General features: G+C 71.0%; 21 protein-coding genes. 13 read left to right on the top strand and 8 right to left on the bottom strand.

Going from position 1 to position 25,695, the window contains the following annotated elements; genetic code table 11:
- Positions 1 to 158: 158 nt before the first annotated feature.
- Complete coding sequence (locus AB0D18_RS39040) at positions 159 to 989, bottom strand: neocarzinostatin apoprotein domain-containing protein (protein WP_362430262.1); 831 nt, start codon at positions 987 to 989, stop codon at positions 159 to 161.
- A gap of 252 nt (positions 990 to 1,241) precedes the next feature.
- Between AB0D18_RS39040 and AB0D18_RS39045 the strand changes: the two genes are divergently transcribed.
- Positions 1,242 to 1,664 carry a DUF350 domain-containing protein gene (locus AB0D18_RS39045; RefSeq protein WP_362430265.1) on the top strand — a complete coding sequence of 141 codons (423 nt, stop codon included), beginning with the start codon at positions 1,242 to 1,244 and terminating at the stop codon, positions 1,662 to 1,664.
- Positions 1,665 to 1,824: 160 nt separating this feature from the next.
- On the opposite strand, the gene AB0D18_RS39050 is transcribed toward AB0D18_RS39045, so the two are convergent.
- The 5 genes from AB0D18_RS39050 to gcvPA form a co-directional block, all read right to left on the bottom strand.
- Positions 1,825 to 2,466 carry a GntR family transcriptional regulator gene (locus AB0D18_RS39050; RefSeq protein WP_362430268.1) on the bottom strand — a complete coding sequence of 214 codons (642 nt, stop codon included), beginning with the start codon at positions 2,464 to 2,466 and terminating at the stop codon, positions 1,825 to 1,827.
- Positions 2,467 to 2,559: 93 nt separating this feature from the next.
- Complete coding sequence (locus tag AB0D18_RS39055; protein ID WP_362430271.1) at positions 2,560 to 3,306, bottom strand: SDR family oxidoreductase; 747 nt, start codon at positions 3,304 to 3,306, stop codon at positions 2,560 to 2,562.
- Between the two features lie 38 nt (positions 3,307 to 3,344).
- Positions 3,345 to 4,877, bottom strand: a complete 1,533-nt coding sequence (locus tag AB0D18_RS39060; protein ID WP_362430273.1) for an NAD(+)/NADH kinase — start codon at positions 4,875 to 4,877, stop codon at positions 3,345 to 3,347.
- The gene (gene gcvPB, locus AB0D18_RS39065; protein ID WP_362430276.1) at positions 4,874 to 6,487 is read right to left on the bottom strand and encodes an aminomethyl-transferring glycine dehydrogenase subunit GcvPB; all 1,614 of its coding nucleotides are present in this window, start codon (positions 6,485 to 6,487) and stop codon (positions 4,874 to 4,876) included. The genes AB0D18_RS39060 and gcvPB overlap by 4 nt, the downstream gene beginning before the upstream one ends.
- Positions 6,484 to 7,866, bottom strand: a complete 1,383-nt coding sequence (gene gcvPA / locus AB0D18_RS39070) for an aminomethyl-transferring glycine dehydrogenase subunit GcvPA (protein WP_362430279.1) — start codon at positions 7,864 to 7,866, stop codon at positions 6,484 to 6,486. Before gcvPA ends, gcvPB begins: the two co-directional genes overlap by 4 nt.
- A 141-nt stretch (positions 7,867 to 8,007) precedes the next feature.
- Between gcvPA and AB0D18_RS39075 the strand changes: the two genes are divergently transcribed.
- The 10 genes from AB0D18_RS39075 to AB0D18_RS39120 all read left to right on the top strand — a co-directional run bounded on the left by AB0D18_RS39075 (position 8,008) and on the right by AB0D18_RS39120 (position 20,487).
- Positions 8,008 to 9,345 (top strand): sugar ABC transporter substrate-binding protein, encoded by a 1,338-nt coding sequence (locus tag AB0D18_RS39075; protein WP_362430282.1) that lies wholly within the window; start codon positions 8,008 to 8,010, stop codon positions 9,343 to 9,345.
- A gap of 112 nt (positions 9,346 to 9,457) precedes the next feature.
- On the top strand, positions 9,458 to 10,339 hold the full coding sequence (locus tag AB0D18_RS39080; RefSeq protein ID WP_362430285.1) for a sugar ABC transporter permease: 882 nt from the start codon (positions 9,458 to 9,460) through the stop codon (positions 10,337 to 10,339).
- Positions 10,336 to 11,202 carry a carbohydrate ABC transporter permease gene (locus tag AB0D18_RS39085; protein ID WP_362430288.1) on the top strand — a complete coding sequence of 289 codons (867 nt, stop codon included), beginning with the start codon at positions 10,336 to 10,338 and terminating at the stop codon, positions 11,200 to 11,202. The genes AB0D18_RS39080 and AB0D18_RS39085 overlap by 4 nt, the downstream gene beginning before the upstream one ends.
- Positions 11,199 to 13,259: a beta-galactosidase gene (locus tag AB0D18_RS39090; RefSeq protein ID WP_362430290.1), complete on the top strand. Its 2,061-nt coding sequence runs from the start codon at positions 11,199 to 11,201 to the stop codon at positions 13,257 to 13,259. Before AB0D18_RS39085 ends, AB0D18_RS39090 begins: the two co-directional genes overlap by 4 nt.
- A 2-nt stretch (positions 13,260 to 13,261) precedes the next feature.
- A complete protein-coding gene (locus tag AB0D18_RS39095) occupies positions 13,262 to 15,463 on the top strand; it encodes a trehalase family glycosidase (protein WP_362430292.1) in 2,202 nt (733 codons plus the stop codon).
- A gap of 340 nt (positions 15,464 to 15,803) precedes the next feature.
- On the top strand, positions 15,804 to 17,498 hold the full coding sequence (locus AB0D18_RS39100) for an ATP-binding protein (RefSeq protein ID WP_362430295.1): 1,695 nt from the start codon (positions 15,804 to 15,806) through the stop codon (positions 17,496 to 17,498).
- On the top strand, positions 17,495 to 17,902 hold the full coding sequence (locus AB0D18_RS39105; protein WP_362430298.1) for a roadblock/LC7 domain-containing protein: 408 nt from the start codon (positions 17,495 to 17,497) through the stop codon (positions 17,900 to 17,902). Before AB0D18_RS39100 ends, AB0D18_RS39105 begins: the two co-directional genes overlap by 4 nt.
- Entirely contained in the window at positions 17,899 to 18,294 is a 396-nt protein-coding gene (locus AB0D18_RS39110; protein ID WP_362430301.1) for a DUF742 domain-containing protein, read from the top strand. Before AB0D18_RS39105 ends, AB0D18_RS39110 begins: the two co-directional genes overlap by 4 nt.
- The gene (locus AB0D18_RS39115) at positions 18,275 to 18,889 is read left to right on the top strand and encodes an ATP/GTP-binding protein (protein WP_362430304.1); all 615 of its coding nucleotides are present in this window, start codon (positions 18,275 to 18,277) and stop codon (positions 18,887 to 18,889) included. The genes AB0D18_RS39110 and AB0D18_RS39115 overlap by 20 nt, the downstream gene beginning before the upstream one ends.
- A 47-nt stretch (positions 18,890 to 18,936) precedes the next feature.
- Positions 18,937 to 20,487, top strand: coding sequence for a cytochrome P450 (locus tag AB0D18_RS39120; RefSeq protein ID WP_362430306.1), 1,551 nt, complete (start codon positions 18,937 to 18,939; stop codon positions 20,485 to 20,487).
- Positions 20,488 to 20,572: 85 nt separating this feature from the next.
- Here AB0D18_RS39120 and AB0D18_RS39125 read toward each other — a convergent pair whose 3' ends face one another.
- The gene (locus tag AB0D18_RS39125) at positions 20,573 to 21,682 is read right to left on the bottom strand and encodes a terpene synthase family protein (RefSeq protein WP_362430308.1); all 1,110 of its coding nucleotides are present in this window, start codon (positions 21,680 to 21,682) and stop codon (positions 20,573 to 20,575) included.
- A gap of 633 nt (positions 21,683 to 22,315) precedes the next feature.
- On the bottom strand, positions 22,316 to 23,239 hold the full coding sequence (locus AB0D18_RS39130; RefSeq protein ID WP_362430310.1) for an aminoglycoside 3'-phosphotransferase/choline kinase family protein: 924 nt from the start codon (positions 23,237 to 23,239) through the stop codon (positions 22,316 to 22,318).
- Positions 23,240 to 23,381: 142 nt separating this feature from the next.
- Between AB0D18_RS39130 and AB0D18_RS39135 the strand changes: the two genes are divergently transcribed.
- Both AB0D18_RS39135 and AB0D18_RS39140 read left to right on the top strand, forming a co-directional pair.
- Positions 23,382 to 24,698 (top strand): LCP family protein, encoded by a 1,317-nt coding sequence (locus tag AB0D18_RS39135; protein ID WP_362430313.1) that lies wholly within the window; start codon positions 23,382 to 23,384, stop codon positions 24,696 to 24,698.
- Positions 24,699 to 24,785: 87 nt separating this feature from the next.
- Complete coding sequence (locus AB0D18_RS39140; protein WP_362430316.1) at positions 24,786 to 25,664, top strand: LLM class flavin-dependent oxidoreductase; 879 nt, start codon at positions 24,786 to 24,788, stop codon at positions 25,662 to 25,664.
- Positions 25,665 to 25,695 lie beyond the last annotated feature (31 nt).

Raw genomic sequence — 25,695 nt, forward strand, 5'->3', positions numbered from 1 at the left:
GCCGGCGCCCGGCCCCCCCCCACCCCCCCCACCACCGACCCTCCCCCTCAGCCGACCTCCGGGTCCTGGGCGGGCGCGCCGGCGCCCCGCCCCCCCGCCCCCCCGCCCCCCCCCGCCCTTCCCCCTGCCCGTTTCGATGCCCGTGTCGATCCGCGCCGTTACGGCTCCGTCGGGGCCGGCAGCGGCTGCCCCGCGTCGAAGCGCAGGGTCTGCCGTACGCTCTCGGGGCCGCGCACCCGCGAGGCGAAGGCGACCAGCTCGCAGGCCCCCCTGGGCCGGCAGTCGACGTCCCGGCCGCCCTGGGTGCGGAAGCCGACCCGTGCGGTGACCTGGCGCTGGAGGCGGCCCTTGTCGTCGGTGGCAGGCGGGCGCGAGCTGGTCCTGCAGTCGGCGTAGGCGAGCGCCCCGGCGACGCACTGGAGCACGGCGAAGTGGTACTGCGGTTCGTAGCCGCGCCCGGTGACGGTGACGGTCTGCTCGTGCAGCAGTTTCCGGTTCGGCGTGATCCTGAAGGTCGGCGCGGCCTCCAGGAGGGCATCCGCCTTGAATTTCATGGGTGTTGAGGTCAGCACCCGCGTGCCGCTGCTGTCTAGCATCGCCAGCTCGCACGGGCTGGCGGCGGTCCGGCAGTCGACCTTGCCCGACGGGGTCTCCAGCTGCGCGTAGAGCTTCTTCGGCGACTCGCGGTACGTGCCGTCCGGAAGCACCCGGAACTGCCGCCGGGTGTCGTCGTCACAGGTCGCCTCCGACGCCCCTGCGGCGCACATCATGACCCACACGTACTGCTTGGCGGGCCCGCCGGTGATCCGGAAGGTCGCGATGTCGCCGTCCCGCAGCCCGGTGGTCTTCTGTACGTTCAGCTGCGGCCCGGCATCGTGGACCTGAGCTGCCCCCGGCTGCGCTCCCGTCAGGGAGAGCACGAGCGCTCCGGCCGCGAGCCCCGCCCCCGCGACGGCTCTCCGCGATCTCCCCCACTGCTTCGTACGCATACAGGCCCCCCTGTGGTCACGCTCACCCCCTCGGGCGAGACGGCCCCATAGTGACAGCCGGGAACGCCCCAACGCCCCCGGCCGTGGAGTGAGTTGTGGGCATCCGCAGACTGTGTCCTGATTCAGGCGCTGTACGCCTCCGGTTCGGCCGACAGGTCCCTTGCTGCTCCACGGCACACGTGCGATAGGTTTTGCGTCTCCTTTAACACGCGTGCCCCCGAGGTACGCCTCACCACGGGGACTGACTTCGCAATGGAAGACATCGTCAACGGAATTGGCCGTGCCTCCGCCTACGGCGCCCTCGGCGTCGTCCTCCTGACCCTCGGCATTTTCCTGGTGGACGCGCTGACTCCGGGCAAGCTCGGCCGACAGATCTGGGAGCAGCGCAACCGCAACTGTGCGGTGCTGCTCAGCTCGGCGCTGCTGGGTATCGGCGGGATCGTCTTCACGTCGATCTGGACGACGTACAACGACTTCGGCAAGGGTCTGGCGTCGACGGCCGCGTTCGGTGTGCTCGGCCTGGTGATGATGGCGGTGGCGTTCTGGGTGGTCGACGTGGTGACGCCGGGCAAGCTGGGCAAGACACTGGTGGAGCAGGAGCCGCACCCGGCGGTGTGGGTGACGGCTTCCTGCAACATCGCGGTGGCGGCGATCATTTCGGCGTCGATCGCCTGATCCGGCGGCCTTCGGCCGAAGCTTCGGGAAGCGGGTCCGGGCCACCCGGGCCCGCTTCCGCGCGTGAGGAGTGCGGGGCGGGTCAGTCCGTGACGCATTCGTGGCCGGTCGGGTCGCGAGGCGTGCTGCGCGGGTCAGTCCGTGAGGCGTGCGGGGCGGGTCAGTCCGTGAGGCGTTCGAGGATGCGGTCCATGCCGCTGTTCCAGTTCTCCTTGAGTGCCCGCACCGCGTTCGGCACGTCGCCGCTCATCAGGTGTTCGGCGATCCGCTCGTGCTCCTCCGCCGACCGTTCCAGCACGTCCTGGTCGCCGAGGGCGACCTGTTCGTAGCGGTGCATGGTCAGTTTGAGCGAGGCGATCAGACCCATCAGCCTGTCATTGGGGCAGCCGGAGAGCAGCAGGGCGTGCCAGGCGTCGTCGTACCGCTCGATGACGTCGTGCGGTGCCTGCGGGGCCGAGAAGGCGCGGGCCTCTTCGAGCAACTTCGGTGCGAGTTCCGCCAGTTGGACCGGATCCGTGGATTCGAGGGCGAGGGACTCCAGGGTCGCGACGATGGTAGTGAGATCGCGGAACTCCTGGGCGCTCAGCGGTGCGAAGCGGAAGCCCTTGCCGCGTTCGCTGGTGATGATGCCCTCGCGTTCCAGCGAGATCAGGGCTTCGCGGAGCGGGGTGCGGCTGACGCCGAGTTCGGTGGCGAGGCGGCCCTCGTTGATGGATTCGTCGGTCGGGATCGTGCCGCGTCCGAGCCGTCTGATCAGCTCTTCCTTGACCTGCTCGCGCAGTGGGCGGTTCTCGATCGGCATGACGGCGGCCCTTCCCTCGTTCGGCTCAGATTATCGGTCGCCCGGGGTACGGCCGTACCCCGGGTGGCCTGCGCGTGGACCCCGGCTACGCCGCTATGCGGTGCCGCCGCCGTCGACCGGGATGATCGCGCCGCTGATGAACGCGGACGCGTCGGAGGCGAGGAAGGCGACGGTCTGGGCGATGTCGCGGGGCCGGCCTATCCGGCCGAGCGGGCGGTCGGCGGCGTCCTCATAGAACGCGTCGGCGCATTCGCCGAGTTGGCGTGCTTCCTCGGCGAGCATGCCGGTGGCGGTGTCGCCGGGGCAGACGCAGTTGACGCGGACGAGGTCGGGGCCGTGGTCGATGGCCATGGCGCGGGTCATGTTGACGACGGCCCCCTTGGACGCGCAGTACGAGACGGCGCGCGATCCACCCGAAATGCCCCACCCCGAGCCGGTGTTGATGATCGAGCCGCCGCCCCGGGCCGCCATGCCGGGGATGACGAGGCGCGACATCAGCAGGACGGAGCGGATGTTGACGGCCATGACGAGGTCCCAGTCGTCGTCGCTGATCTCGCAGACGGTGGACCTTCGGATGATGCCCGCGTTGTTGAACAGGACGTCCACGCCGCCGAGTTGGTCGCGCGCGGTCCGTACAACCTTCTCGCAGTCGGTACGTTGCGAGACGTCGCACCGTACGAAGATGCCGCCCGCCTCCCTGGCGGTGGACTCGCCCGCCTCGGTGTCGATGTCGGCGACGACGACGCGGGCGCCGAGCTCGGCGAGGAGCAGGGCGGTGGCGCGGCCGATGCCCGCACCGCCGCCAGTGACGAGGGCGCGCTTGTCCGTGAGGTCGATCATGGTGCTCCTTCGGGCGGGAGGGATCAGTGCGGGAGGGATCAGTGGGTGAGCCGGTACAAGGCGGTGCGGCCTCTTCCGGTGAGGACCGTGACGTAGCCCGCGAGGGCGGCGTCGAGGTCGTCGTCGCCGGTGTCGACGAGGAGGGGGCGGCCGTGCAGGGCCGCGAGTTTGGCCTCGGTGGCGAGAACGAGGAGCTTGTCGGGGCCGACGGCCCTCAGGAGCTCGGGGGAGATTTGCTGGTTGCCCCGACCGAGGAGAAAGCCTTGGCCTCCGATCGGCGACAGGGCGATGACGAGGGGGTGGCGGTGGGCGAGGGCGAGGAGGGCGGCGGAGTCGAGGTGGGTGGCGACGGGACGGTACGAGGGCGTGGTGCGGCCGGTGGCGGCCGAGGAGTGGTCCCGGCGCCCACGGGGGCTACGCAGCAGGGAGGAGGCTGCGGGGAACACCCCAGGGGCGCGGGGAACTGCGCGACCAGCCACGCCGCACCCGCACGAACCGGCCCGCGACCCAGACCCAGACCCCGGCCCCGGCCCCGTCTCCGGCCCCGCAGCCCGCGCAGCGGAACCCGGGCACCCCACCACCCCACACCCGCCCACCCGGCCGGAAAGACCCGCCGCGTCCACACGGGCCAGAGCGCTCACCCCCGCACAGGTCAGAGCACTCGCGTCCGCACAGGTCAGGGCACTCGCGTCCGCACGGGCCAGAGCGCTCACCTCCGCACAGGTCAGAGCACTCGCCCCCACACGGGCCAGAGCGCTCACCCCCGTCAGCGGAGTGTCCGCCCCCAGCGCCGCCGCCACCATCCGGGTGGTGGTCCCGGGCCCCAGGATCAGCAGGTCCTCCGGTGACAGGCGGGAGGCCAGTTCGGCGGCCATGCCTCCCACCGCTTCCGGGGAAGCAGCCGTGCTGCCCGCCTTGCGCTGCTGGACGCGTACGGGGACGTACGGGACCGGCAGCCAGCCGTAGAGGCGGGAGCTCAGCCGGCCCTTGCGGAGCTGTTCCTCGTCGCGGTCCATGACCTCGGCGCCCCGGAGCTCCGGGCGGCCGTGCGGGGCGAGCCAGGCGGCTGCGACCTCACCCGCCGCACGCGGGTTCACGGCGAAGACCGCCGAGTGCATCTTGACCCCCGTCGGGATGCCGAGCACGGGCTGCGTGCTCCCCTCGCCCAGTGCGGTGAGCACGTCGCGGGCCGTGCCGTCGCCTCCGGCGAAGAGGAGCAGATCGACGCCGTGTGCGGCCAGCGCACGTACGGCAGCGACGGTGTCACTCGCGCCGGTCCCGCCCGGTCGCCACACGCGTACAGGTGCGGGAACGGCACGGTCCACGACCCGGCTCCGCAGCCCCGCCCCACGCGCCGCCTCGTCCCCCATCGCCCCGGAGGCGGTGAGCAGCTCGAACTCACCGCCTCTTGCCGTGAGTTCACGGAGTGCGGCCGTCGCCCGCTCCCCCGCGTGCGGCACCGCGCCCAGTGTCAGGGCCCGGCACTGGGTGTCCCTGCCGTCGCTGCCGCCCAGGCCGACCCGGCCGCCGAGACCGGCGACCGGGTTGACCACGAGGCCGAGGCGGATCACGTGGCGTCCGCGGCGCCCAGCACCTTGCGCCGGTAGGTGCGCCAGCTCGGGGACCAGACGGCGGGGTCGTCCAGGGCTTCCGGGCGGACCCGGTGGATGGTGGAGCGGTGCGGGGCGGCGCGTACCGTCTCCGGGTCCTCGTACGCCTCGCGTGCCACTTCGGCGAGGATCGCCGCGTACTCGTCCAGATCAGCCATGGAGTACGACTCGGTGGGCTCCAGGGTCATGGGTTCGGGGACGACGTACGGGTGGTGGCTGGTCCAGTAGTGGGTGGCGAAGTCGGCCGCGCGGACGCCCAGTTGCTCGCTGTGGATGCCGGTGTCGGCGTGGAGCTGCTCCCAGCTGTAGCGGACTTGCTCGACGCGCGGGCGGCCGGCGGCGTACGGGACGGTGACGCCGCGGATCTGCTGCACCTTGTGCAGGAGGTAGTTGTTGTTGAGGACGGCGGTCTCGGCGACCTCGCGCAGGCCGTCCGCGCCCATCGACATGATCCAGGCGTACGCGCGGACGAGGTTGGGGACGACGCCGTGGTACGGGCGGATCTTGCCGACGGAGTGCGGGCGGTCCTCGTCCAGCCAGTAGCGCTCGCGCTCGGCGTCGAACTCGACGGTGGGGCGCGGGAGATACGGGGCGAGTGCCGCCGTCACCGCGCAGGCTCCCGCCGCCGGACCGCCGCAGGCGTGCGGGGTGGAGAACGTCTTGTGCAGGTTGAAGTGGCACAGGTCGAAGCCCGCCTCGCGGGCCCTGGTGATGCCGAGGATGCCGTTGGCGTTGGCCTGGTCGTACGCGGCGAGGCCGCCCGCCTCGTGGACGACGCGGACGAACTCCACGATGCGCGGGTTGTAGATCCCGGTGTCCTCGGGGTTGGTGATGAGGAGGGCGGCGGTGCGCGGGCCGACGGCGGCGCGCAGGGCCTCGATGTCGGGGTAGCCGTCGGCGTCCGGGTGGAGGGTGATGACCTTGAACCCGGCGGTCTTGGCGCAGGCCGCGTTGGAGGGGTGGGAGAAGATCGTGGTGATGATCTCGTCCCGGGTGTCCGCCTCGCCGCGGTCGGCGAAGTAGCCGCGGATCATGGTGACGTTGGTGTAGATGGCGGCGGAGCCCGCGCCTGGCTGGAGCGAGACCCTGTCCATGCCGGAGATCTCGGCGAGGAGGCCTTCGAGCCGGTGCAGGACCGCGAGGACCCCTTGCACGGTGGACTCGTCCTGGCGGGGGTGCAGGCCTGCGATGCGTTCGTCCGTCACGAAGCGGTCGTTGACCTTGGGGCTGTACTTCATGGTGCACGTGCCTTGCCCCACATCGACGTTGAGGTCGGCGCCGAGGGTTTCCTGGGAGAGCCTGAGGTAGTGGCGCAGGACCTGCTGCTGGCCGATCTCGGGGAGTGCGGGCGGGGTGCGGCGGCGCAGCGCGGCCGGGATGTCGACCGTACCGACGGCTTCGGTGATCTCCGGGTCGACGGCGGGCACGAGGATGCCGCGCTCGCCGGGGGAGCCGAGTTCGAAGATGAGCTTCTCGTCCCAGGAGGCCTGGTGGAAGCGGCGCAGTGCGGGTTTTTCGGCGATCCGGGCGTCCTCGGGGGCGACCGGTCCTGCGGCGGGGTGGGCGCTCACTTGACGATCTCCTCCAGGGCTTGGGCCAGTTCGTCGATGTCGGCCTTGGTGTGGACTTCGGTGACGCAGAACAGGGCTTGGGCGCCGCCGAGTTGGATGCCGCCGAAGATGCCGCGTTCCAGCAGGTCGGCGTGGATCTCGGAGACCGGACGGCCACCCGGGTAGCGGACCGGGAAGTCGGCGAAGTGAAGGCCGTCGGCGTGCGGGATCCGCACGCCGGGGATGCGGGCCAGGCGCTGTTTCGCGTACGCCGTGTGGGCGAGGATCGTCTCGCCGATGTCCTGCATGCCCTGGGGTCCCATGAGGGCGAGGTACACGCCCGCGCCGATGCCGTGCAGGGCGGCGGCGGTGCCGACCCACTCCTTGCCCTCCTCGCGCACGGCGAAGGAGGTGCGCGCGTACGCGACGTCGCCGAAGCCGTACTCGCCTTCGACGTCGGTGGGGACGAGCCCGAAGAGCCGGGTGGGGTACTCCGCGACGAGGCGTTCCTCGTCGTTCGCGCCGATGAAGCCCGCGTTGCCGCCGCCGTAGCTCATCCGGATGCCGAGCGGCTGGATGTCGCCGCAGGTGAGGTCGGCGCCGTACGAGGAGGGCGGGGCCAGCACCCCGAGGGTCATCGGGTTGCAGCCGACGACGTACAACGCGCCTGCGTCGTGGGCGAGTTGCGCCAGGTCGGGCAGGGACTCGTCGATCAGGCCGAGGCGGGTCGGGGACTCCGCGTACAGGGCCGCCACATCACCTCCGGCCAGGGCTGCCTGTACGGCGTCGAGGTCCGCGCGCCCGGTCGCCGGGTCGGCGGGGACCAGGACCACCTCGTGGTCGGGGCGGACGTAGTCACGGATCTTGGAGATCTTGTCGGGGTCGACGTCTCCGCTGATCAGCAGTCTGCGCAGGCCGGTGACGCGGCCCGCCATGCGCAGGGCGGTGCCCGCGGCCTGGAAGCCGTCGTAGACGGGGACGTTGACGACGTCGACGTCGAGAAGCTCGGCCATCAGCGACTGGTACTCCCACATCGTCTGGAAGCGGCCGTGGTCCTCGTACGGCTCACCGGCGTACGCGGTGAGGAATTCGGCTCGTCCCATCACCTCGTCGACGACGGCCGGTACGTGGTGCGGGTAGCAGCCGCCGCCGAGGAAGCTCAGCGTGCGCGATGCGGGGGTGTTGCGTCGCAGCAACTCCTCCATGTGGCGCACCAGTTGCGCTTCCGAACGCAGCGGCTCGGGCAGGTTCAGGGGGCGGCGGAGCCGTAGCTCCCCGGGGATGTCGGCGTAGAAGTCCTGGACGCCGTCGGCGCCGATGGCGTCCAGCATCGCCCGCCGCACGGCGGGGACGGAGTTCGGGATGTACGGGTGGACGGGTGACTGCTCGGGTGGGGTCATGCCGCGCCTTCCGCGTGCGGTGAAGAACCCGGACCGACTCCGGGTTTTTCAGGGGCAGTTGACGTACGACCTCTTGACGCAGCGAGGCGTCATTCAGTGTTCTGTATACAGCATTAGGCATTCCGACGGCAGGAGACAAGGGTGTCAACTCGACCTGGACGACGCGCAGTTCTGGCATCCACTCTGGCGGCGGGAGCCACGGCCGCACTCGGCGGCTGCGCCACCGGGGGTGCCGGGGGCAAGGGCGGACCGGCCCCGGAGGTGAAGAAGGGCGACGGCAAGGGGCTCAAGGGGTCGATCACCGTCTGGTCCTGGGACGTCGCGGCCAAGGCGATGCAGCGGCTGGCGAAGGGCTTCCAGCAGAAGCACCCGGGGACCACCGTCAAGGTCACCGACATCGGCTACGACAGCGCCTACGACAAGATCACCGTCGGCCTGAAGGGGGGCAGCGGGCTGGCGGACGTGCTGACCGTCGAGGGCCCGCGCATGGCCACGTACATGGGGACCTTCCCGCAGGGCTTCTACGATCTGACCAAGCCGGCCGGTGCGTACGAGAAGGACTTCGACAAGGCCGCGTGGAAGACCGTGGTGAACCCGCAGGGCAAAATCGTCGCCCTGCCGTGGGACATCGGCCCGTGCGGACTGTTCTACCGGCGGGACTACTTCCGACAGGCCGGGATCAGGGCCGAATCGCTCGCCACCTGGGACGACTTCGTGCAGGCGGGCGAGCAGCTGAAGAAGCGCACGGGGCACAAGATGCTGATCCTCGACCCGGTGGAGGACTCCACCTTCGCGATGCTGCTCCAGCAGCAGGGCCAGCACCTCTACAAGGACGGCAGGGTCGCCGTCGACACGCCCGAGGCGCTGCGGGCGGCCACGCTGCTCAAGACGCTCGCCGACAAGGGGCTGGTCGACTACCAGAAGCAGTGGGACGGGCTGGTCACCGGCACGAAGCAGGGCAAAGCCGCCACCACCCCGACCGCCGCCTGGTGGATGGGCACGCTCACCGCCGAGATGCCCGAGCTGAAGGGGAGGTTCGGGGTGCTGCCGCTGCCCGCGTTCGCCCCAGGCGGTGTGCGCACCTCGAACAGCGGCGGGTCGGTGCTCACCGTCCCCGCCCAGAGCAAGAACCCCGAACTCGCCTGGGCCTTCGTCGAGTTCCTTCTCGCGAGCGTTCCCCACCAGATCTCGATGCTGAAGCAGGAGGGCCTCTTCCCCGCGTACCGGCCCGCGCTCGCCGACCCGTACATGAGCGGCCCGCAGGAGTACTTCGGCGGGCAGAGCGCGCTCAAGGTGTTCGCCGATCTCGCGCCGACGACGCCTCCGGTCGAGTACACCAAGGACGGCGCCAAGGCGACCGAGATCATGAACTCGACGATCACCGGCATCCTGCTGCGCGGCAAGGACCCGAAGCAGGCGCTGGACTCCGCCGCCGCGCAGATCGCCGCGGGCACCGGCCGCCCGCGGATCGCGGGCTGAGCGGGCCATGGCCACACCCACCAGCACCCCGGGCACTGCGGGCACCCCGGGCACCCCAGGGGCCCCGGGTACGCTCCCGCCCGCCCGCGCCGTGGTACCCACACCCCCGCCCGTGAAACGAAGGCGTCGAAGGCAGCGCCACCGGATCGTCCCCTGGCTGTTCGCGGGCCCGGCCGCCGTCCTGTTCGCCGTCTTCTTCGCGTACCCGCTGGGCGCGAGCCTCTGGACGAGCTTCACCGCGGAACGCGACGGCACCCCGGTGTGGGTGGGGTTCCAGCAGTACCAACGGATGCTCGCCGACCCGGCGTTCCTGGAGTCCCTGCTCAACGTCGGGCTGATCCTCCTCGTCCAGGTCCCCGTGATGGTGGCGCTCGCGCTGGTCCTGGCGGGCATCCTCAACCAGTCCTGGCTGCGTCTGCGCGGCACCTGGCGGGCCGTCTACTTCCTGCCCGCCGTGACCACCCTCGTCGCGTACGCCGTCGTCTTCCAGGTGCTGCTGAAGACGGACGGCGGGCTGGCCAACCAGTTCCTTTCCGTGTTCGGCCTCACCCCTGTCGACTGGCTCAACGACCCCACCTGGGCCCGGATTTCGCTCATCGCCTCGCTCACCTGGCGGTGGACGGGCTACAACGCGGTGATCCTGCTCGCCGGACTCCAGGCCATCGGCAAGGAGCAGTACGAGGCGGCCTCGCTGGACGGCGCCGGGACCGTCGCCACGTACCGCAGGGTGATCGTGCCGCAGCTGCGGCCGGTGATCCTGTTCTGCGCGGTCACCTCCACCATCGGCACGCTGCAACTCTTCGACGAGAACTACGTGTTGACCCGGGGCGGCCCCGACAACGCGACCCTCTCCCCGGTGGTCTACCTCTACAAGACCGGCTTCGAGCAGCTCGACTTCGGTTACGCGGCGGCGATCGCCTGGGCCGTCGTAGTGATCATCGCGCTGCTTTCGACCGCCCAGTACTTCCTGTTCGGACGGGAGAAGCGCCGATGAGCACGGTCACCCTTCAGACTCCCCTGGTCGGACGCAAGAGCCCCGCGCGGCGGTTGGCCGGCATCGCCGTCGCTCTGGTCCTGGTGGTGGGCGCGGCGATCAGTCTGGTGCCGTTCCTGTGGATGGCGATCGCGTCCACCCACTCCACCTCGGACCTCTTCCGCTCCCCTCCACCCTTCCTGCCCGGAGGTCAACTCCGCGACAATCTGGCCCGGTTGGAGGAGACCATCGGCTTCAGTCGGGTCATGCTCAACAGCGTGGGCATCGCCCTGGTGCACACCGCTCTGAGCACGCTGGTCTCCGCGATGTGCGGGTACGGGCTGGCGAAGTTCCGGTTCCGCGGGCGGGGGCTGCTGCTCGGGGTGATCCTGGCGACGATGATGATCCCGTTCCAGGTGCTGCTGGTCCCGCTGTTCCAGATGATGGCGAGCCTGGGCTGGGTCAACTCCTACCAGGCGGTGGTCCTGCCGTTCCTGGCCGGCCCGTTCGGCATCCTGCTGATGCGGCAGGGCTTCCTCGACTTCCCCGACGAGCTCATCGAATCGGCGCGGATCGACGGATCCGGCGAGCTGCGCACCTTCTACACGGTCGTACTGCCGTGTGTGCGGCCGCAGTTGGGAGCACTGGTCATCTTCACCTTCATGAGTGCGTGGAACAGTTTCATCTGGCCGCTGCTCATGCTGAACTCGGAGGACAAGTACACCGTGCCCGTGGCGCTCAACACCCTGACGGGGCTCTCCCGTGTCGACCATTCCGGGCTGATGCTCGGCTCGCTGCTCGCGACACTGCCGCTGATGCTCCTCTTCCTGTGCTTCCAGCGGCAGTTCGTGTCCGGGCTGCTCGGCGGGGCGGTGAAGCAGTGACCCGTCCCTTTCCCGAAGGCATCCAGTACGGCGGGGACTACCACCCCGAGCAGTGGCCCGAGGAGACCTGGGCCGAGGACGTCAAGCTGATGCGGGAGGCCGGCGTCACCATGGTGACGGTCGGGGTCTTTTCGTGGGCGAAGCTGCAACCCGGCCTGGAGCGGTGGGAGTTCGAGTGGCTGGACCGGTTGCTCGATCTCCTCGCCTCCCAGGGGATCGCCGTCGACCTGGCCACCGCGACCGCGTCCCCGCCCGCCTGGCTGGTGCGCGCGGATCCGGAGGTCCTGCCCGTGACCGCCGACGGCGTACGTCTGGAATTCGGCTCGCGGCAGCACTACTGCCCGTCCTCGCCCACGTACCGTACGGCCGCTCTGCGTCTGGTCCGCAAACTGGCCGAGCGGTACGGCGACCATCGGGCACTCGCGCTCTGGCACATCCACAACGAGTACGGCGACCACATCACCGAGTGCTTCTGCCCGCGCTCGGCTGCCCACTTCCGGCAGTGGCTGCGGGACCGCTACACCACGCTCGAAGGCCTCAACCACGCCTGGGGCACGGCCTTCTGGTCCCAGCACTACACCTCCTTCGCCGAGATCGAGCCGCCGCGCACCGCGCCGGGTCCGGTGAATCCCACGCAGGTCCTGGACTGGCGGCGGTTCTGCTCGTACGCCCTGCTCAAGCTGCACCGCAGCGAGCGTTCCATCCTGCGCGAGCTGTCCCCCGACGTCCCCGCCACCACCAACTTCATGTCGATGATGGAGTCCCTGGACTACTGGGAATGGGCGCAGCACGAGGACATCGTCTCCGACGACGCCTACCCCGATCCCGCCGATCCGCTGTCCCATGTCACCGCCGCGATGAACTACGACCTGATGCGTTCCCTCAAGGGCGGCAGACCGTGGCTGCTGCTCGAACAGGCTCCTTCGGCGGTGAGCTGGCGGCCGGTCAACGTCCCCAAACCCCCTGGTCTGCAACGCCTTTGGTCGTTCCAGGCGCTGGCCAGGGGCGCCGACGGGGTCATGTACTTCCAGTGGCGGCAGTCGAGGGCGGGCGCGGAGAAGTTCCACAGTGCGATGCTGCCGCACCGGGGCACCGCCTCGCGCGGCTGGCAGGAGACCGTGCGTTTCGGGGCGGAACTGGGGCGGCTCGCCGAGGTGGCGGGCGCCCGGATCACCGCCCGGACCGGGATCGTCCTGGACTGGGAGTCCTGGTGGGCGCTGGAGGGCACCGACCACCCCTCGGAGCGGATGCGCTGGCCCGATCTGCTCCGCCCCTGGTACGCGGCCCTGCACGCGCGCGGCGTCACCGTGGACTTCGTACCGCCGCACGCCGATCTCTCCCCGTACCGCGTCGTCCTGGCCCCGAACCTCTATCTGCTGCGCACCGCGCACGCGGAGCGGATCGCGGCGTATGTGCACGCGGGCGGGCATCTGGTGTGCGGACCGTTCTCCGGGATCGTCGACGAGCACGACCAGCTGCACGACGGCGGCGCGCCGGGCCCGCTGCGGCAGGCGCTCGGGGTGGTCGTCGACGAGTTCTGGCCGGTACCGGACGGGGAGTCGGTGCGGGTCGAAGAGCCGGTGCGGGTCGGGGAATCGGTGCGGGTCGGGGAGTCCGTGCAGGTCGGGGCGGTCGCCGCCGAAGCCACGCTGTGGAGCGAGTGGGTGGTGCCCGAGGGGGCGGACACCCTCGCCTCGTACACATCTGGCGTACTGGCCGGTCGGCCCGCGGTCACCCGCCACCGGTACGGCAGGGGCAGCGCCCGGTACGTGAGCTGCCACCTGGGCGCGGGCATCGCCACCGTGCTCGACGGGGCGCTGACCGAGGCCGAGGTGCTGCCGGTGCTCGGCGGGCCGATGCCCGACGGCGTGGAGGCCGTGCAGCGTGGCCCGTACCTCTTCGTCCTCAACCACACCCAGCAGGAAACCGAGCTCTCGGCGCTGCCCGGCACGGACCTGCTCACGGGCGAGCGGGTCCGGGACCGGATCCGGCTCGGGCCGCTCGGCGCGGCCGTCGTCAGAACCGACAGCGCCCTGTCGGACGCCACAGAAAGGTGATCATGAATTCTCGTTCCCGCGCCCTCGCGGTGGCCCTGCTCTCCGGCACGCTCGTCGCCGGGCTCACCGCCGTCCCCGCCTCCTCGGCGCCACCCGGACCGGCCGCCGACCGTCCCGGCGCAGGGCACATCGACTACGCGGACGTGCTGGACCGGCACGGCTCCCCCACCGTCGCCCTGCCCGGTGTCGGCGGCGACAACAACCCGGTGAACGTCTTCGCGGACCGGGGCGCCTGGCACGCGTACGCGCTCCCGAAGGACGGGGACACGGCCGCGTACGGCGGTTTCACCGGTCCGCTGTACCTCGCGCAGGAGTACCCGTGGTGGTTGAGCAAGGCTTTCAGCCGGATCCGACTCACCGATTCGGGACGTCCGTTGGACCTGGCGGCGGGCGGCCCGCCGCGCTTCACCTCGCAGCCTGGACGGCTGCTCCAGTCGTACGATCTCGGGCGCGGCCTGCGCCTGACGCTGGAGCTCCGCTTCTCCTCGCAGCGCACGGCGCTGGTGCGGGCCCAGGTCCGCAACACCGGGCGGGAGAGCCGTACGCTCGGCGCGGGCTGGACCGGGTCGCTGCTGCGGCCGGCCGAGGCCCCGATGAAGGACGCGCCCGCGCTGAGGGCGACCGCGCGCGGCGTGGACGTCGACTTCGCCAAGGTCCGGGAGACCTGGGAGTACCTCACCGACGGCACCGAGCGCTTCGAGATCACCCACCGCGAGCCGGTCCGCACGACCGTCGACGGCGACACGTACCGGACGGAGGCCGCCGCGCCCGTCACCCTGCGGCCCGGAGGCAGTCACTCCTTCGACTGGTCCGAGTCGTACACCTTCACCGCCGCCGAGCGTGCACGGGACGCCGCCGCGGTACGGTCCGCTCTCACGCGCCCCGATGCGGCGGCCCGCTCCGGGGACGCCCGGTGGCGTCGTTATGTCGACTCGGTGACGCGCGGGGTGCCCAAGGAGCAGCGGCGCACGGCCGTGAAGTCACTCGAAACGCTGGTCACCAACTGGCGCGGTGCGGCGGGGAGCATCGAGCACGACGGCATCACGCCGTCCCTCTCGTACAAGTGGTTCGCGGGCGGGGTGTGGTCCTGGGACACCTGGAAGCAGGCGGTCGGCACGGCCCGCTTCGAGCCCGCGCTGGCACAGGAGCAGATCCGGTCGATGTTCGACCACCAGATACGGGCGGACTCGGTGCGGCGCCCGCAGGACGCCGGGATGATCCCCGACGCGATCTTCTACAACGACACCTCGCAGGGCGGCGGCAACTGGAACGAGCGCAACTCGAAGCCGCCGCTGGCCGCCTGGTCGGTGTGGGAGGTGTTCACCAGGTCGGGGGACATTCGGTTCCTGCGCGAGATGTACCCGAAGCTGACGGCGTACCAGGCGTGGTGGTACCGCAACCGGGACCACGACCGCAACGGTCTCGCCGAGTACGGGGCGAGTGTCGACCCGCTGAACGCGACGCCCGAGGACCAGCGGCTCGCGGCGGCCTGGGAGAGCGGCATGGACAACGCGCCGCGCTTCGACAAGGAGCTGGGGACGGCGGTGCTCCCCAACACCGGCCCGGACGGGAAGGTGGTGGGCTACTCCGTCAACCAGGAGTCGGTCGACCTGAACTCCTATCTGGCCGCCGACCAGGGCTACTTGGCGAAGATCGCGGGTGAGCTCGGGAAGTCCGGCGAGGCGAAGCGGTGGACTGAGCGGTCCCGGGCGACGCACACCGCGGTGCGCGAGCAGATGTACGACCCTGCGTCGGGGTGGTTCTACGACAAGGCGCTGGGCGGCCGGGGGCTGCTGACCGCACGGGGGCGGGGCATCGAGGGCGCCGTCCCGCTGTGGAGCGGATCGGCGTCGAAGGCGCAGGCGGGGGCGGTGCGCGGGAAGCTGGTGGACCCGGCGGAGTTCGCGACGGCGGTGCCGTTCCCGACGGTGTCGAAGAGTTCGCCGTATTTCGCGCCGACCCGGTACTGGCGCGGTCCGGTCTGGCTCGACCAGGCGTACTTCGCGCAGGGCGGACTGCGGCGGTACGGGTACGGCCGGGACGCGGACGTGCTGATGGGCCGGCTCGTCGCCCGTGCGGGCGGTCTGAGCGGCAACGGTCCGATCATGGAGAACTACGACCCGACGACCGGGGCGCCCCTGAACTCCCCCAACTTCAGCTGGTCGGCGGCGCTCCTGCTGCCGATGCTGACGCGAGGAGAGTAGCCGGGCCCCCGCCAGCAGCCTTTTGTTTCCGGCCTGTTCGCCCTTCGGGGCGGGCAGGCCGGTTCGCGTTATCAAGCCCCACCGGTCACTGTCCTGCGCTTGCGGCATATTCCTTCCATTCGGTGACTCGTCGTGCACAACCGAGCGCCGAACGTACAAAGTCGGTGAGTGTATGCCTGGGACGACGATCGGTGCAGGGGGTTGAAGGAACCGGCCGACGCGCTGATCCCGCCGGGCTAAGCTCGCTGCGCAACAAGCCGAGTTGATGTGAATTCATCCACTTGTTCCCCTAGGTCGCACTTGTTTGAAATCGTCCCCCAATTACCGCCAGAGGCTCTCCATGGTTCGGGTTGATTCCCCCCCACGTCAGGCAGCACACCAGGCACGACAGACACGTCAGCAGGAGCCCCGTCTTGTCCGGCCGATCGTCCTGGCCGTCGTCCTGACGGTCGGGGCGACGGCCGCCGCCGCGTTCGCCGTCAGCGAGTCCGCCCGGATACCCGTCGTCTGGGCGGGTGTCGTGGCGACCGTGGTCGTCGCCGCCCTCACCGCCGAAATCGCGCGCCGCGGGCGGCTGTTGCACCACACGAGGGCGGAGCACGCCCGGCGGACCGCCACGCTGGAGCGGCGGCTCGCCGAGCACGACGACGAGACGGTGCGGCTGGCCAAGGAACTGATGCCGGCCGCGATCCGGCGGCTGCGGTCGGGCGAGTCGCCCGCCGAGGTGATCCGGGACGTCGTCGACGCCGACGAGCGCTACCGCGATCTGCCGTACGCACAGCGCGAGTTGCTCCGTACGGTGCTCGACATCATCGACCTCGAAGAGGCCCGACGGGAGTCCGCGCAGCGCGCGTTCGTCAACATCGCCCGCCGGGTGCAGGCCATCGTGCACCAGCAGGCCAGTGAGCTGCGGCAGATGGAGGAGGACCACGGGCGCAACCCGGAGGTCTTCGACGACCTGCTGCGGATCGACCACGGCACGGCCCTGATCGGCCGTCTCGCCGACTCCATCTCGGTGCTCGGCGGCGCCCGCCCGTCGCGTCAATGGCCGCGTCCCGTACCGCTGTTCAGCGTGCTGCGCGGCGCCATGTCGCGGATCCTGGAGTACCGGCGCGTCGACCTGCACTCGATCGCCAAGGTCGCCATCATCGGCACCGCCGTCGAGCCGCTCATCCACGCCTGTGCCGAGCTGCTGGACAACGCCACCCGCTACTCGCCGCCGCAGACCCGCGTGCACGTCACCGCGGTCGAGGTGCAGACCGGCATCGCCATCGAGATCGAGGACGGCGGCGTCAGCCTCAGCGAGGAGGCCCGCGGACGGGCCGAGAACATGCTCGCGCAGGCCCAGGCCGGCATCGACCTCAACGCGCTCGGCGACACCCCCCGCCTCGGCATGGCCGTTGTCGGCCGGCTGTCCCAGATGTACAACCTCCAGGTGTCGCTGCGGCAGTCCGCCTACGGCGGGGTGCGGGCGGTCCTGATCGTGCCCCGCGAGATCGTCACCACCGGTCCCGCCCCCGGCATCGCCCACGGCATCGGCGCCTCAGCCGTGCCGCGCGGCGGAACCAGCCAGGGAATGTCCCCCGAGGAGGCCCGGGTGCCGCAGCGCAAGCCCCGCCCGGCCGCACCGAAGCCTCCGGCGGCGACCCCGATCCCGACGCCGACCCCGCCGCCCGCACCGGGCCCGGTCTCCGTACCGAGGTCGGTCATGGAGGATGACGTCCCCGTGGTCACGGAATGGACCGAGAACGGGCTGCCGCAGCGCCGCAGCCGGGGCCGTGCGCCCCTCGGCTCCCACAACCTTCCGGCGCAGGAGCGCCAGGCCGCCGCCGAGGCGGCGGCAGCAGCAGCTGCCCGAGCGGCGGCGGCCGGTCAGCCGGTCAAGGAAGAACCCGAGCCGGGCATCTGGCTCGAAGCATTCACCAAGGCGGCCAACGGAGTGCCGCTGGATCCGCCGGCCGAGGCGGACGGCCCGCCCTCGCAGCAGGCCGGCCAATCAGCCGACGACACGTGGGACAAAGGAGATCTGAAGTGATCCAGCAGCGGGCCAATTTGGACTGGATTCTCAAGGACCTGGCCACCGGGGTGCCGCAGATCTACCAGATCGTGGTCCTCTCGGCGGACGGTCTGCGGATCGCCAGGCACGGCGGCGACCCCGACGTCGCCGACCGGCTGGCGGCGGCCTGCGCCGGGCTGCAGAGCCTGGCATCGGCGGTCGCCGCCGAGATCCCGGACAGCGACGGGCGGATGAGACTGGTCGTCATCGAGGTCGACGGCGGGTTCTTCTATCTGATGGCGGCGGGCGCGGGCGCGTATCTCGCGGTGCTCGCCGACGAGACGGTGGACGCAGGTCTGGTGGGTGCCCGGATGCGCGATCTGGTCGTACGGATCGGAGCGCACCTGACCAGTCCGCCCCGGCACGACGGGCACAGCGGATGAAGCACCCCCGCCGCGAACGCCGAGAGAAGCTGTCCGCCCCCTCCCCCGACGGTGCGTCGGCGAAGGGGGACCCGGAACGGCTGTACGTGATCACCGGCGGCCCTGACGGCGGGGAACGAGCCGCGCTCGACCTGGTCACCATGGTCGTCGCCTGTTCCACCCCGTCACCCACGGTGCAGCCCGAGCAGGCCGCGATTCTGCGGCTGTGCCGGGCCCCGCTGTCGGTTGCGGAGATCTCCGCGTACCTGCGCCTCCCGTTCAGCGTGGTCACCTCGCTGCTGACCGACCTCCTCGCTACCGAACTGGTCGAATCGCGTGCGCCCATCGTCCGCGCCGTACTCCCCGACCGGTCCCTCCTCGAAGCGGTGATGCATGGACTTCAACGGCTCTGACACCATCACGGGCCCCCGGACCGAGGACGTACTGCCGAGCACGGCCACCGCCGCGGTCAAGGTGGTGATCGTCGGCGGCTTCGGCGTCGGGAAGACCACCATGGTCGGCTCGGTGTCCGAGATCCGCCCGCTGACCACCGAAGAGACCATGACCCAGGCCAGTATCGGTGTGGACGACAACTCGCGGATCGAGGGCAAGACCGCCACGACCGTCGCCATGGACTTCGGCCGGATCAGCATCAGCGAGCAGCTGATCCTCTATCTGTTCGGCACGCCGGGCCAGGAGCGCTTCTGGTTCCTGTGGAACGGGCTGTTCGAGGGGGCGCTCGGTGCGGTCGTCCTCGTGGACACCCGCCGGCTGGAGGTCAGCTTCGACGTGATCGGGCGGCTGGAGGAGCGCGGGGTGCCGTTCGTGGTCGCCGTGAACACCTTCCCGGACGCCCCCGGCCACCCGATGGAGGCCCTGCGGCACGCGCTGGACCTGCCCGACGAGGTGCCGATGGTGCACTGCGACGCCCGGCAGCGGGCGTCCAGCCGCGACGTGCTGATGACGCTCATGCACTATCTGCACTCGCTCGCCCTCCAGCGGTCCTGAGCCGCCTCTCCACCTCCTCAACTTCCCTTTCGCTTCCAGGAGTTGCCGTGACCTCCCCCTTCGACCCCTCCCCCGTCCCGCCCCCCGAATGCCCCGCCCACGCCATGGGCGCCGGGGCCCATGAGATCGGCGAGATCGGCCCCGGCGGGCTGCGCCGGCTGTACGGGCCCGCGCACGAGAAGGACCCGATGGGTCTGTACGAGAAGCTGCGCGCCGAACACGGCCCCGTCGCACCCGTCCTGATCAACGGGGACGTCCCCGCCTGGCTGGTGCTCGGCCACAGCGAGAACCTGCACATGACGCGCACGCCGTCGCTGTACTCCCGGGACTCGCGGCGCTGGCGGCTGCTGCAGGACGGCACCGTCACCATGAACAACCCCCTCGCTCCGGTCTTCGCGTACCAGGCCGTCTGTGTCTTCGCGGACGGCGCGGAGCACGAGCGGCAGCGCGGCGCGGTCACCGACTCCATCGCCCGCATCGACCACCGGGGGGTGCGGCGCTTCATCAACCGGTTCAGTAACCGGCTGGTCAACGACTTCTGCCGCGACGGGCGCGCCGACCTGGTGAGCCGGTTCGCCGAGCACCTGCCGATGATGGTGATGTGCCAGATCCTCGGCATGCCCGAGGAGTACAACGAGCGGCTGGTGCAGGCCGCCCGCGACATGATCAAGGGCACCGAGACCGCGATCGCCAGCAACGAGTACGTGATGGGGGCGCTGGGCCGCCTGGTGGCCCGCCGCCGGGCCCAGCCGGAGGAGGACTTCGCGACCTGGATCGTGGAGCACCACGCCGGGTTCTCCGACGACGAGGCCGCGCAGCACCTGCGGCTGGTGCTGATCGCCGCGTACGAGACGACGGCCAACCTGATCGCCAACGTACTGCGCATGGTCCTCACCGACCCGCGGTTCCGCGCCCAGCTCAGCGGCGGTCACATGACGCTGCCGGAGGCGGTGGAGCAGACGCTGTGGGACGAGCCGCCGTTCACCACGATCCTCGGCCGGTGGGCGGCCGGGGACTCCGAGCTCGGCGGGCAGAAGATCAGGGCGGGTGACGCGCTGATCGTCGGCATGGCCGCGGCCAATGTCGACCCGGTGGTACGCCCCGACCCGTCGGCCTCGATGCAGGGAAACCGCGCCCACCTCGCGTTCAGCGGCGGGCCACACGAGTGCCCGGGGCAGGACATCGGGCGCGCCATCGCCGACACCGGGGTCGACGCGCTGCTGATGCGTCTGCCGGACATTCAACTCGCCGTGGAGGAGAGCGAGTTGAGGTGGCGCAGCTCACTGATGTCCCGTCACCTGATCGAGCTTCCGGTGTCGTTCGCGCCGCGCCCGCCGCAGGAGATCACCGGTCCCGCCACGCCGACGCCGCGCGGTGCGCCGCGCCAGGACTGGCAGGTCGGCTCGACCGGCCCGGCGGCGCCCGCTCCGGCCGCTGCCGGGCCCCTGCCGGCGGCCGCCCCCTCCGTACCGCAGCCCGGCCCTGTGCCTCCGGCGCCCGCGACCGCGCCTCCGGCGGCCACCATCCCGGCCCAGCGGCGGGGTTCCGCACCGGTACGGCTGTGGCGCCGGGTGGCGACCTGGTGGCGCGGCTACTAATCCGGAGCGCCCTGCTGCTGGCGCGGCTACTAGTCCGGAGCGCCCTGCTGCTGGCGCGGCGTGTCGGGTCGGTCCTGCGGTGCGCTCACGCGGCGTGTCGCAGGGCGGCTCCGCCGGAGTCCAGCTGGTCCCACCACCAGGCGATCGTCGGCAGCGGCAGCGGCTCTCCGCTGTCGTCGGCCGGCCGGTGCTTCCACCAGCTCACCGGTTGCGCGACGGCCCCGGGGGGCGGCGGGACGGTGTAGCGCGGGCAGCGCGCCGCCCAGTCGAGGTGGCCGCGCACGAACTGGCCCAAGTCGTGTACGTAACGGCGCAGTTCGGCGCCTCCCTCGCGGAGCACCTGCTCGCGCAGCCGCAAGAACAGCACCATGACGCGGTCGCGCATCGCGACCGCCTGCTCCAGGGCCTGCTCGGGGCCGCAGCCCAGTTCGTGGCGGAGTACGTCGATGAGGTTGAGGTCGTCATCGGCGCGCAGCAGTTCCTTGTTGCGCGAGTAGAGGTCGTTGTCCCAGCTCACAAGGGTCCAGGTGATCTCGGTGAGGGCCCGCACCCGGGGGTCCTCCATGTCCTCGTCGGGCACCGAGTAACCGGCGACGATCTCCATCATCGCCGTGGACGGCGCCATGCCGATGGCCCGCATCCACAGGGTGACGTAATCGTTCAGGGAAGGCTGTCCGGGACTGCGGCGGCACTCCGCCTCCCAGACGAGTCCGGAGGTGTAGACGCGCATGGCGTCGACCCAACGGCGCAGCTGGCGCGGCGTGGCGTACCTCTCCAGTTCGATCCTGAGCTCGCGCAGTGCCGCGACGTGTCGCGACTCGCCGGTCGCCAGAACGCCGGGCGCTTCGACGGCACGCATTATTCGGGCGGTCTCCCGGGCCAGCTGGCCCGCGGTGGGCCGGGCCTCGTCGCAGACGCCGTCGTCCAGCGAGAAGAGTACGGCGTGGAACTTCGCCATCAGGGCGAGCGGGGCGAGTCTGCCGTAGGGCATGGTCGCGGCGGTGAGGCCGCCGAAGTCACACAGGGCGAGGCGCCGTCGTTGTTCCTCTTCGGCGTCGAGGTGCTGTCGGAGCATCCAGTCGACTGTCAGCTCGTTCAGCACCCCGGCCGCCGGATGCGCGGCGGGCGGCACCGGGCAGTAGAAGGGAACGTGGGGCAACTGCTGAACCAGCCGGTGTTCCGAAGCAACGGTCATGGGAAATCCCCCTGGAGTCCAGGTTTCAACGTGCGGTGCGGTGTTCTGCTCTGTGCTGGGGCCTATATGCCCATGTCCGATCGTCAATAACGATGCAACTGCCCACGACCTGACTCAACTTGAGCGCCGGTTGTCCGGACCCGGCGCCGGAGCGGAATTCGGCCCTTCCGTGCGCTGTGGGTGGTCTGCGGGGGGCGTGCGGGGCCGGCGGGGCGGATCTTTACGCGTACACCTCTTGACATCAAGACGGAGTGGGGTGTTGAAACCTCCTGATCACACCGCCCGGCGCTTCCCGCCCGGAGTGCGCCCCTGCATAGTGCCCGCGCGCCCGGGAGAGGTCCCGCGGGCTGTCCGATCTGGCGGAAATCAGCCTTGCTGCGCACCGCGTGTTCGAAATATCCCGTCCCTTACCGCTGCGGCCCGCGCGGTGCGCGCGCCTCGTTGTGCTCCGTGAGCGCCTGCCGCGACCCCGCTTCGCCCCCACTGCTGCGTTCGAATGGTTTCGGATCGGATGGAATGTGTCCGCGGGCGCTTCCACGGTGTGCGAGCCAGGCGCGGCCGCGGACAGGTGTCAACAAAGACGCCCACCTCTGCGGCGTGTCCCGGGGTGCCCCGGGGCGCTCCCGGAAGGTCTCAGTCGGCTGCGAACCACGCCTGGGCCACCGAGTCCCACGTCTGCCCGTCGGGTACGGGCAGCTCGCGGAAGTACCAGGTGAAGTTCGAGTAGACGTGCAGCAGGGCGTACGCGAGGAGTTGGCGCGGGTCGAAGGTACGGCCGTACGCCTTCTGGAAGCGGGCCATCAGGCCCGGCTCGCCGCGGGTGACGAAGAGTCCGACGGCGACCAGGTCGTACGCCGGGTCGCCGATCATGGCGGGCTCGAAGTCGAGGAGGCCGGTGAGCCGCCAGGTCCGCGGGTCGACCAGGAGGTGCTGGCGCATGAACTCGGTGTGCAGCAGGACTCGCCGGGGGTCCGCGGGCAGCTCGACCGTGTCGAGGAATGCGGGGATCTGCGCGATCCACTCCTCGGGGAGGCCACGGCTGCGCTGCCGCTCGACGGCGCCCGCCCGCTGGCGGGCCAGGAAGTCGTGCCAGTCGCCGGGGCCGAGGTACGCGGCGAGCGGCGCGGGGTCGAGCGCGTGCAGTGCGGCGAGCGCCTCGCCCGCCTCCGTCACGAGGTGTTCGCGGTCGGCGACCGGGATGCGCGGCCAGGCAACTGCCAGGTCCTCGCCGGAGAGTTGGGACATCAGGACGTACCGCCAGCCGTGTTCGTACGCACCGGTGGCGTGCACCTGAGGGGTGCGGAGCGGCAGTCGGCCCGCGAGGTGGCCCAGGACGTGGCCCTCCCGGACGCCGTCCTGTGCGTCGACGCCGGGGTACAGCTTGAGGACGTGGTCGGCGCCGACGGCGTAGACCGGCTGCGAGCCCGCGGAGTAGCGGGTCAGCGGCGCTCCGGCGAGCCCGAGGCGGGCGCAGAGGTCCTCCGCGCCGGGCCGCACGACCGTGTCGTCCGGGACGACGGCGTCCCACTCTTCTTCAGTGTTCACCTCGGGAAGCATGGCGCGGACGATAAACCGATGATCAGCCCGGCTGCAACGGATTTCCTGGTGTGCTGCGCTACGCTGCGGGATAGATTTGCCGCTTTTACTCGCTTTTTGCCTGATTTTGCGTGCCGCTTCGGATCGACTCCTGGAGGTCCCCTTGCTGTCCAGCCGCCGTCGTCTCGCACTCGCCGCGCTGCTGGTGGCCTCGCTCGCCGCCGGTCCTTTCCCGGCGACCGCGGACGCCCCCGCCTCGTACACCCTCGCGCACGACAGCACGCTGTCCCCGCAGGCCAGGACGGCACCGGGGACGAACCTGCTGATCGTCGGCATCGACCGGCGCCGCGGGATGACGCGGGAGAGGATCCAGCAGCTGCACGTCGGCGGGGAGGGGTGCGACTGCACCGACGTGATGATGCTGGTGCACCTCACCGAGGACCGCAAACGGATGAGCGTGGTCTCCATCCCCCGTGATTCCTATGTGCAGTTCGCACCGCACGACCATCCGCTCCACGCAGGAAAGATCAACTCGGCGTTCAAACACGGCGGCCCCGACCTCGCGGTGCGGACCGTCGAGCAGGTGACGGGGCTGCGGGTCGACCATTACCTGGAGACCGACTTCTCCAGCTTCGCCGAGGCGGTCGACGGCCTCGGCGGCGCGCAGGTCTGCACCGACCGGCCCCTGCAGGACCCCAAGTCCGGCCTGCGCCTGGAGGCCGGCACCCATGTGCTCGACGGACGGCACGCACTGCGCTACGCGCGGGCCCGCAAGGTCACCCCGCCCGGTGACCTGGGGCGGGTGCGCCGCCAACAGCGGCTGCTGCTCGGCATGCTGACGCGGCTGTCCGACGCGGGCGCCTTCCGCGATCCGGTGGCTCTCGCCAGGACGGCCCGTACCCTGCTCCCGCATCTGCGTACGGACACCGGGACCGGCCTCGCCGCTCTGATCTCGCTGGGCTGGTCGATGCGTGAACTGCGCCCGGCGCAGATGGAGTTCGCGACGGTGCCGATGTCGGAGTTCGACCACCGGGTGCCGGATTGGGGCTCGACGCTGATCTGGGACAAGGCGCGGGCGGACCGGCTGTTCACCGCGGTGCGCGAGGACCGTTCCGTCGCCGCGGAAATCACCCTGCAGGCGGTGCCGGTGGCGATGGCGCCGAGCAGCGTGTCGGCACGGGTGGACGACCCCGATGTGGCGGAGGCGTTGCGGCGCAGCGGCTTCGTCGTCACGAACGATCAGCAGCCGGCGGGCCGGCCGCACGGCCCGACCGTGATCACGTACGACCCGCACTGGGAGCGGTCCGCGTCGACGCTGGCAGCCGCGCTGCCCGGGGCGAAGCTGCGGCCGGTCGCCGGGCACGGGCGCGTCATCCGGGTGGCGGTGGGTTCCGGGGGCCGTGCCGTGGCCCAGGTGACGTACGACAGGAGCATGGTGGAGGGGGCGCCGATGACCGGGGAGCAGTTGCGCTGCCGGTAGCGGGGAGGGAGAGGGCGGTGCGGGGGTGGGATTCCTTGGTCCAACTCTCCTTGCTGTCACGGGAGTCGGCAGGTAGGAATGGGCTCCATGACTACTCTCGGTGCGGTGTTCCGTCCTCAGCTGGCTCCCGAACGGCTTCGTGCTCTGGTGCGTACGGCGGAGGAGGCGGGGCTTGAGGAGCTGTGGCTGTGGGAGGACTGCTTCCTGGAGAGCGGCATCGCCGCCGCGTCGGCCGCTCTGGCGTGGACGGAGCGGCTGCACGTGGGAGTGGGCCTGCTGCCGGTGCCGCTGCGGAACGTGGCCCTCGCCTCGATGGAGGCCGCCACGCTGTACCGGCTGTTCCCCGGCCGGGTGTCCCTGGCCGTCGGGCACGGGGTGCAGGACTGGATGGGGCAGGTCGGTGCCAGGCCCGCCTCGCCGCTGACGCTGCTGGGCGAGTATCTGGCGGCGATGCGGGCGCTGTTGCGGGGCGAGCGGGTGACGGTCGACGGTTCTTACGTGACGCTGGACGGCGTGGCCCTGGACTGGCCGCCGGCCGAAGCGCCGCCGGTGCTCGCGGGGGGCGTCGGGCCGCGCACGCTGCGGCTGACGGGCGAGGCCGCGGACGGCACGGTACTCGATGCTTCGGTGTCGGCGGACGGGGTGCGCCGGGCGCTCCGCCTGATTGAGGAGGGCCGGGCCTCGGCAGGCCGGACGCACGAGGGGCACCACAAGGTGGTGGTGTACCTCCTCGCGGCGACCGGCCCGGGGGCGGCGGAGCGGCTGCACGACGAACTGGTGCGGGACGGACGGGAATCGGTCCCCGGCCTCGGGGTGGCCGGGGACGCGGCGGCGGTCGCGAAGGCGGTGCAGGAGCTGGTGGTCGCGGGGGCGGACACGGTGGTGCTGCAGCCGACCGCGGACGAGCCGGATCCGGAGGGGTTCGTACGGTTCGTGGCGGAGGAGGTGCGGGGGCTGGTGCCTTGACTTGGGGTGGGGACTCAGCGCCTGGGCCGGC

It is taken from the genome of Streptomyces sp. NPDC048442 (genome assembly GCF_040651475.1).
In the GTDB taxonomy this organism is placed as follows: Bacteria; Actinomycetota; Actinomycetes; order Streptomycetales; family Streptomycetaceae; genus Streptomyces.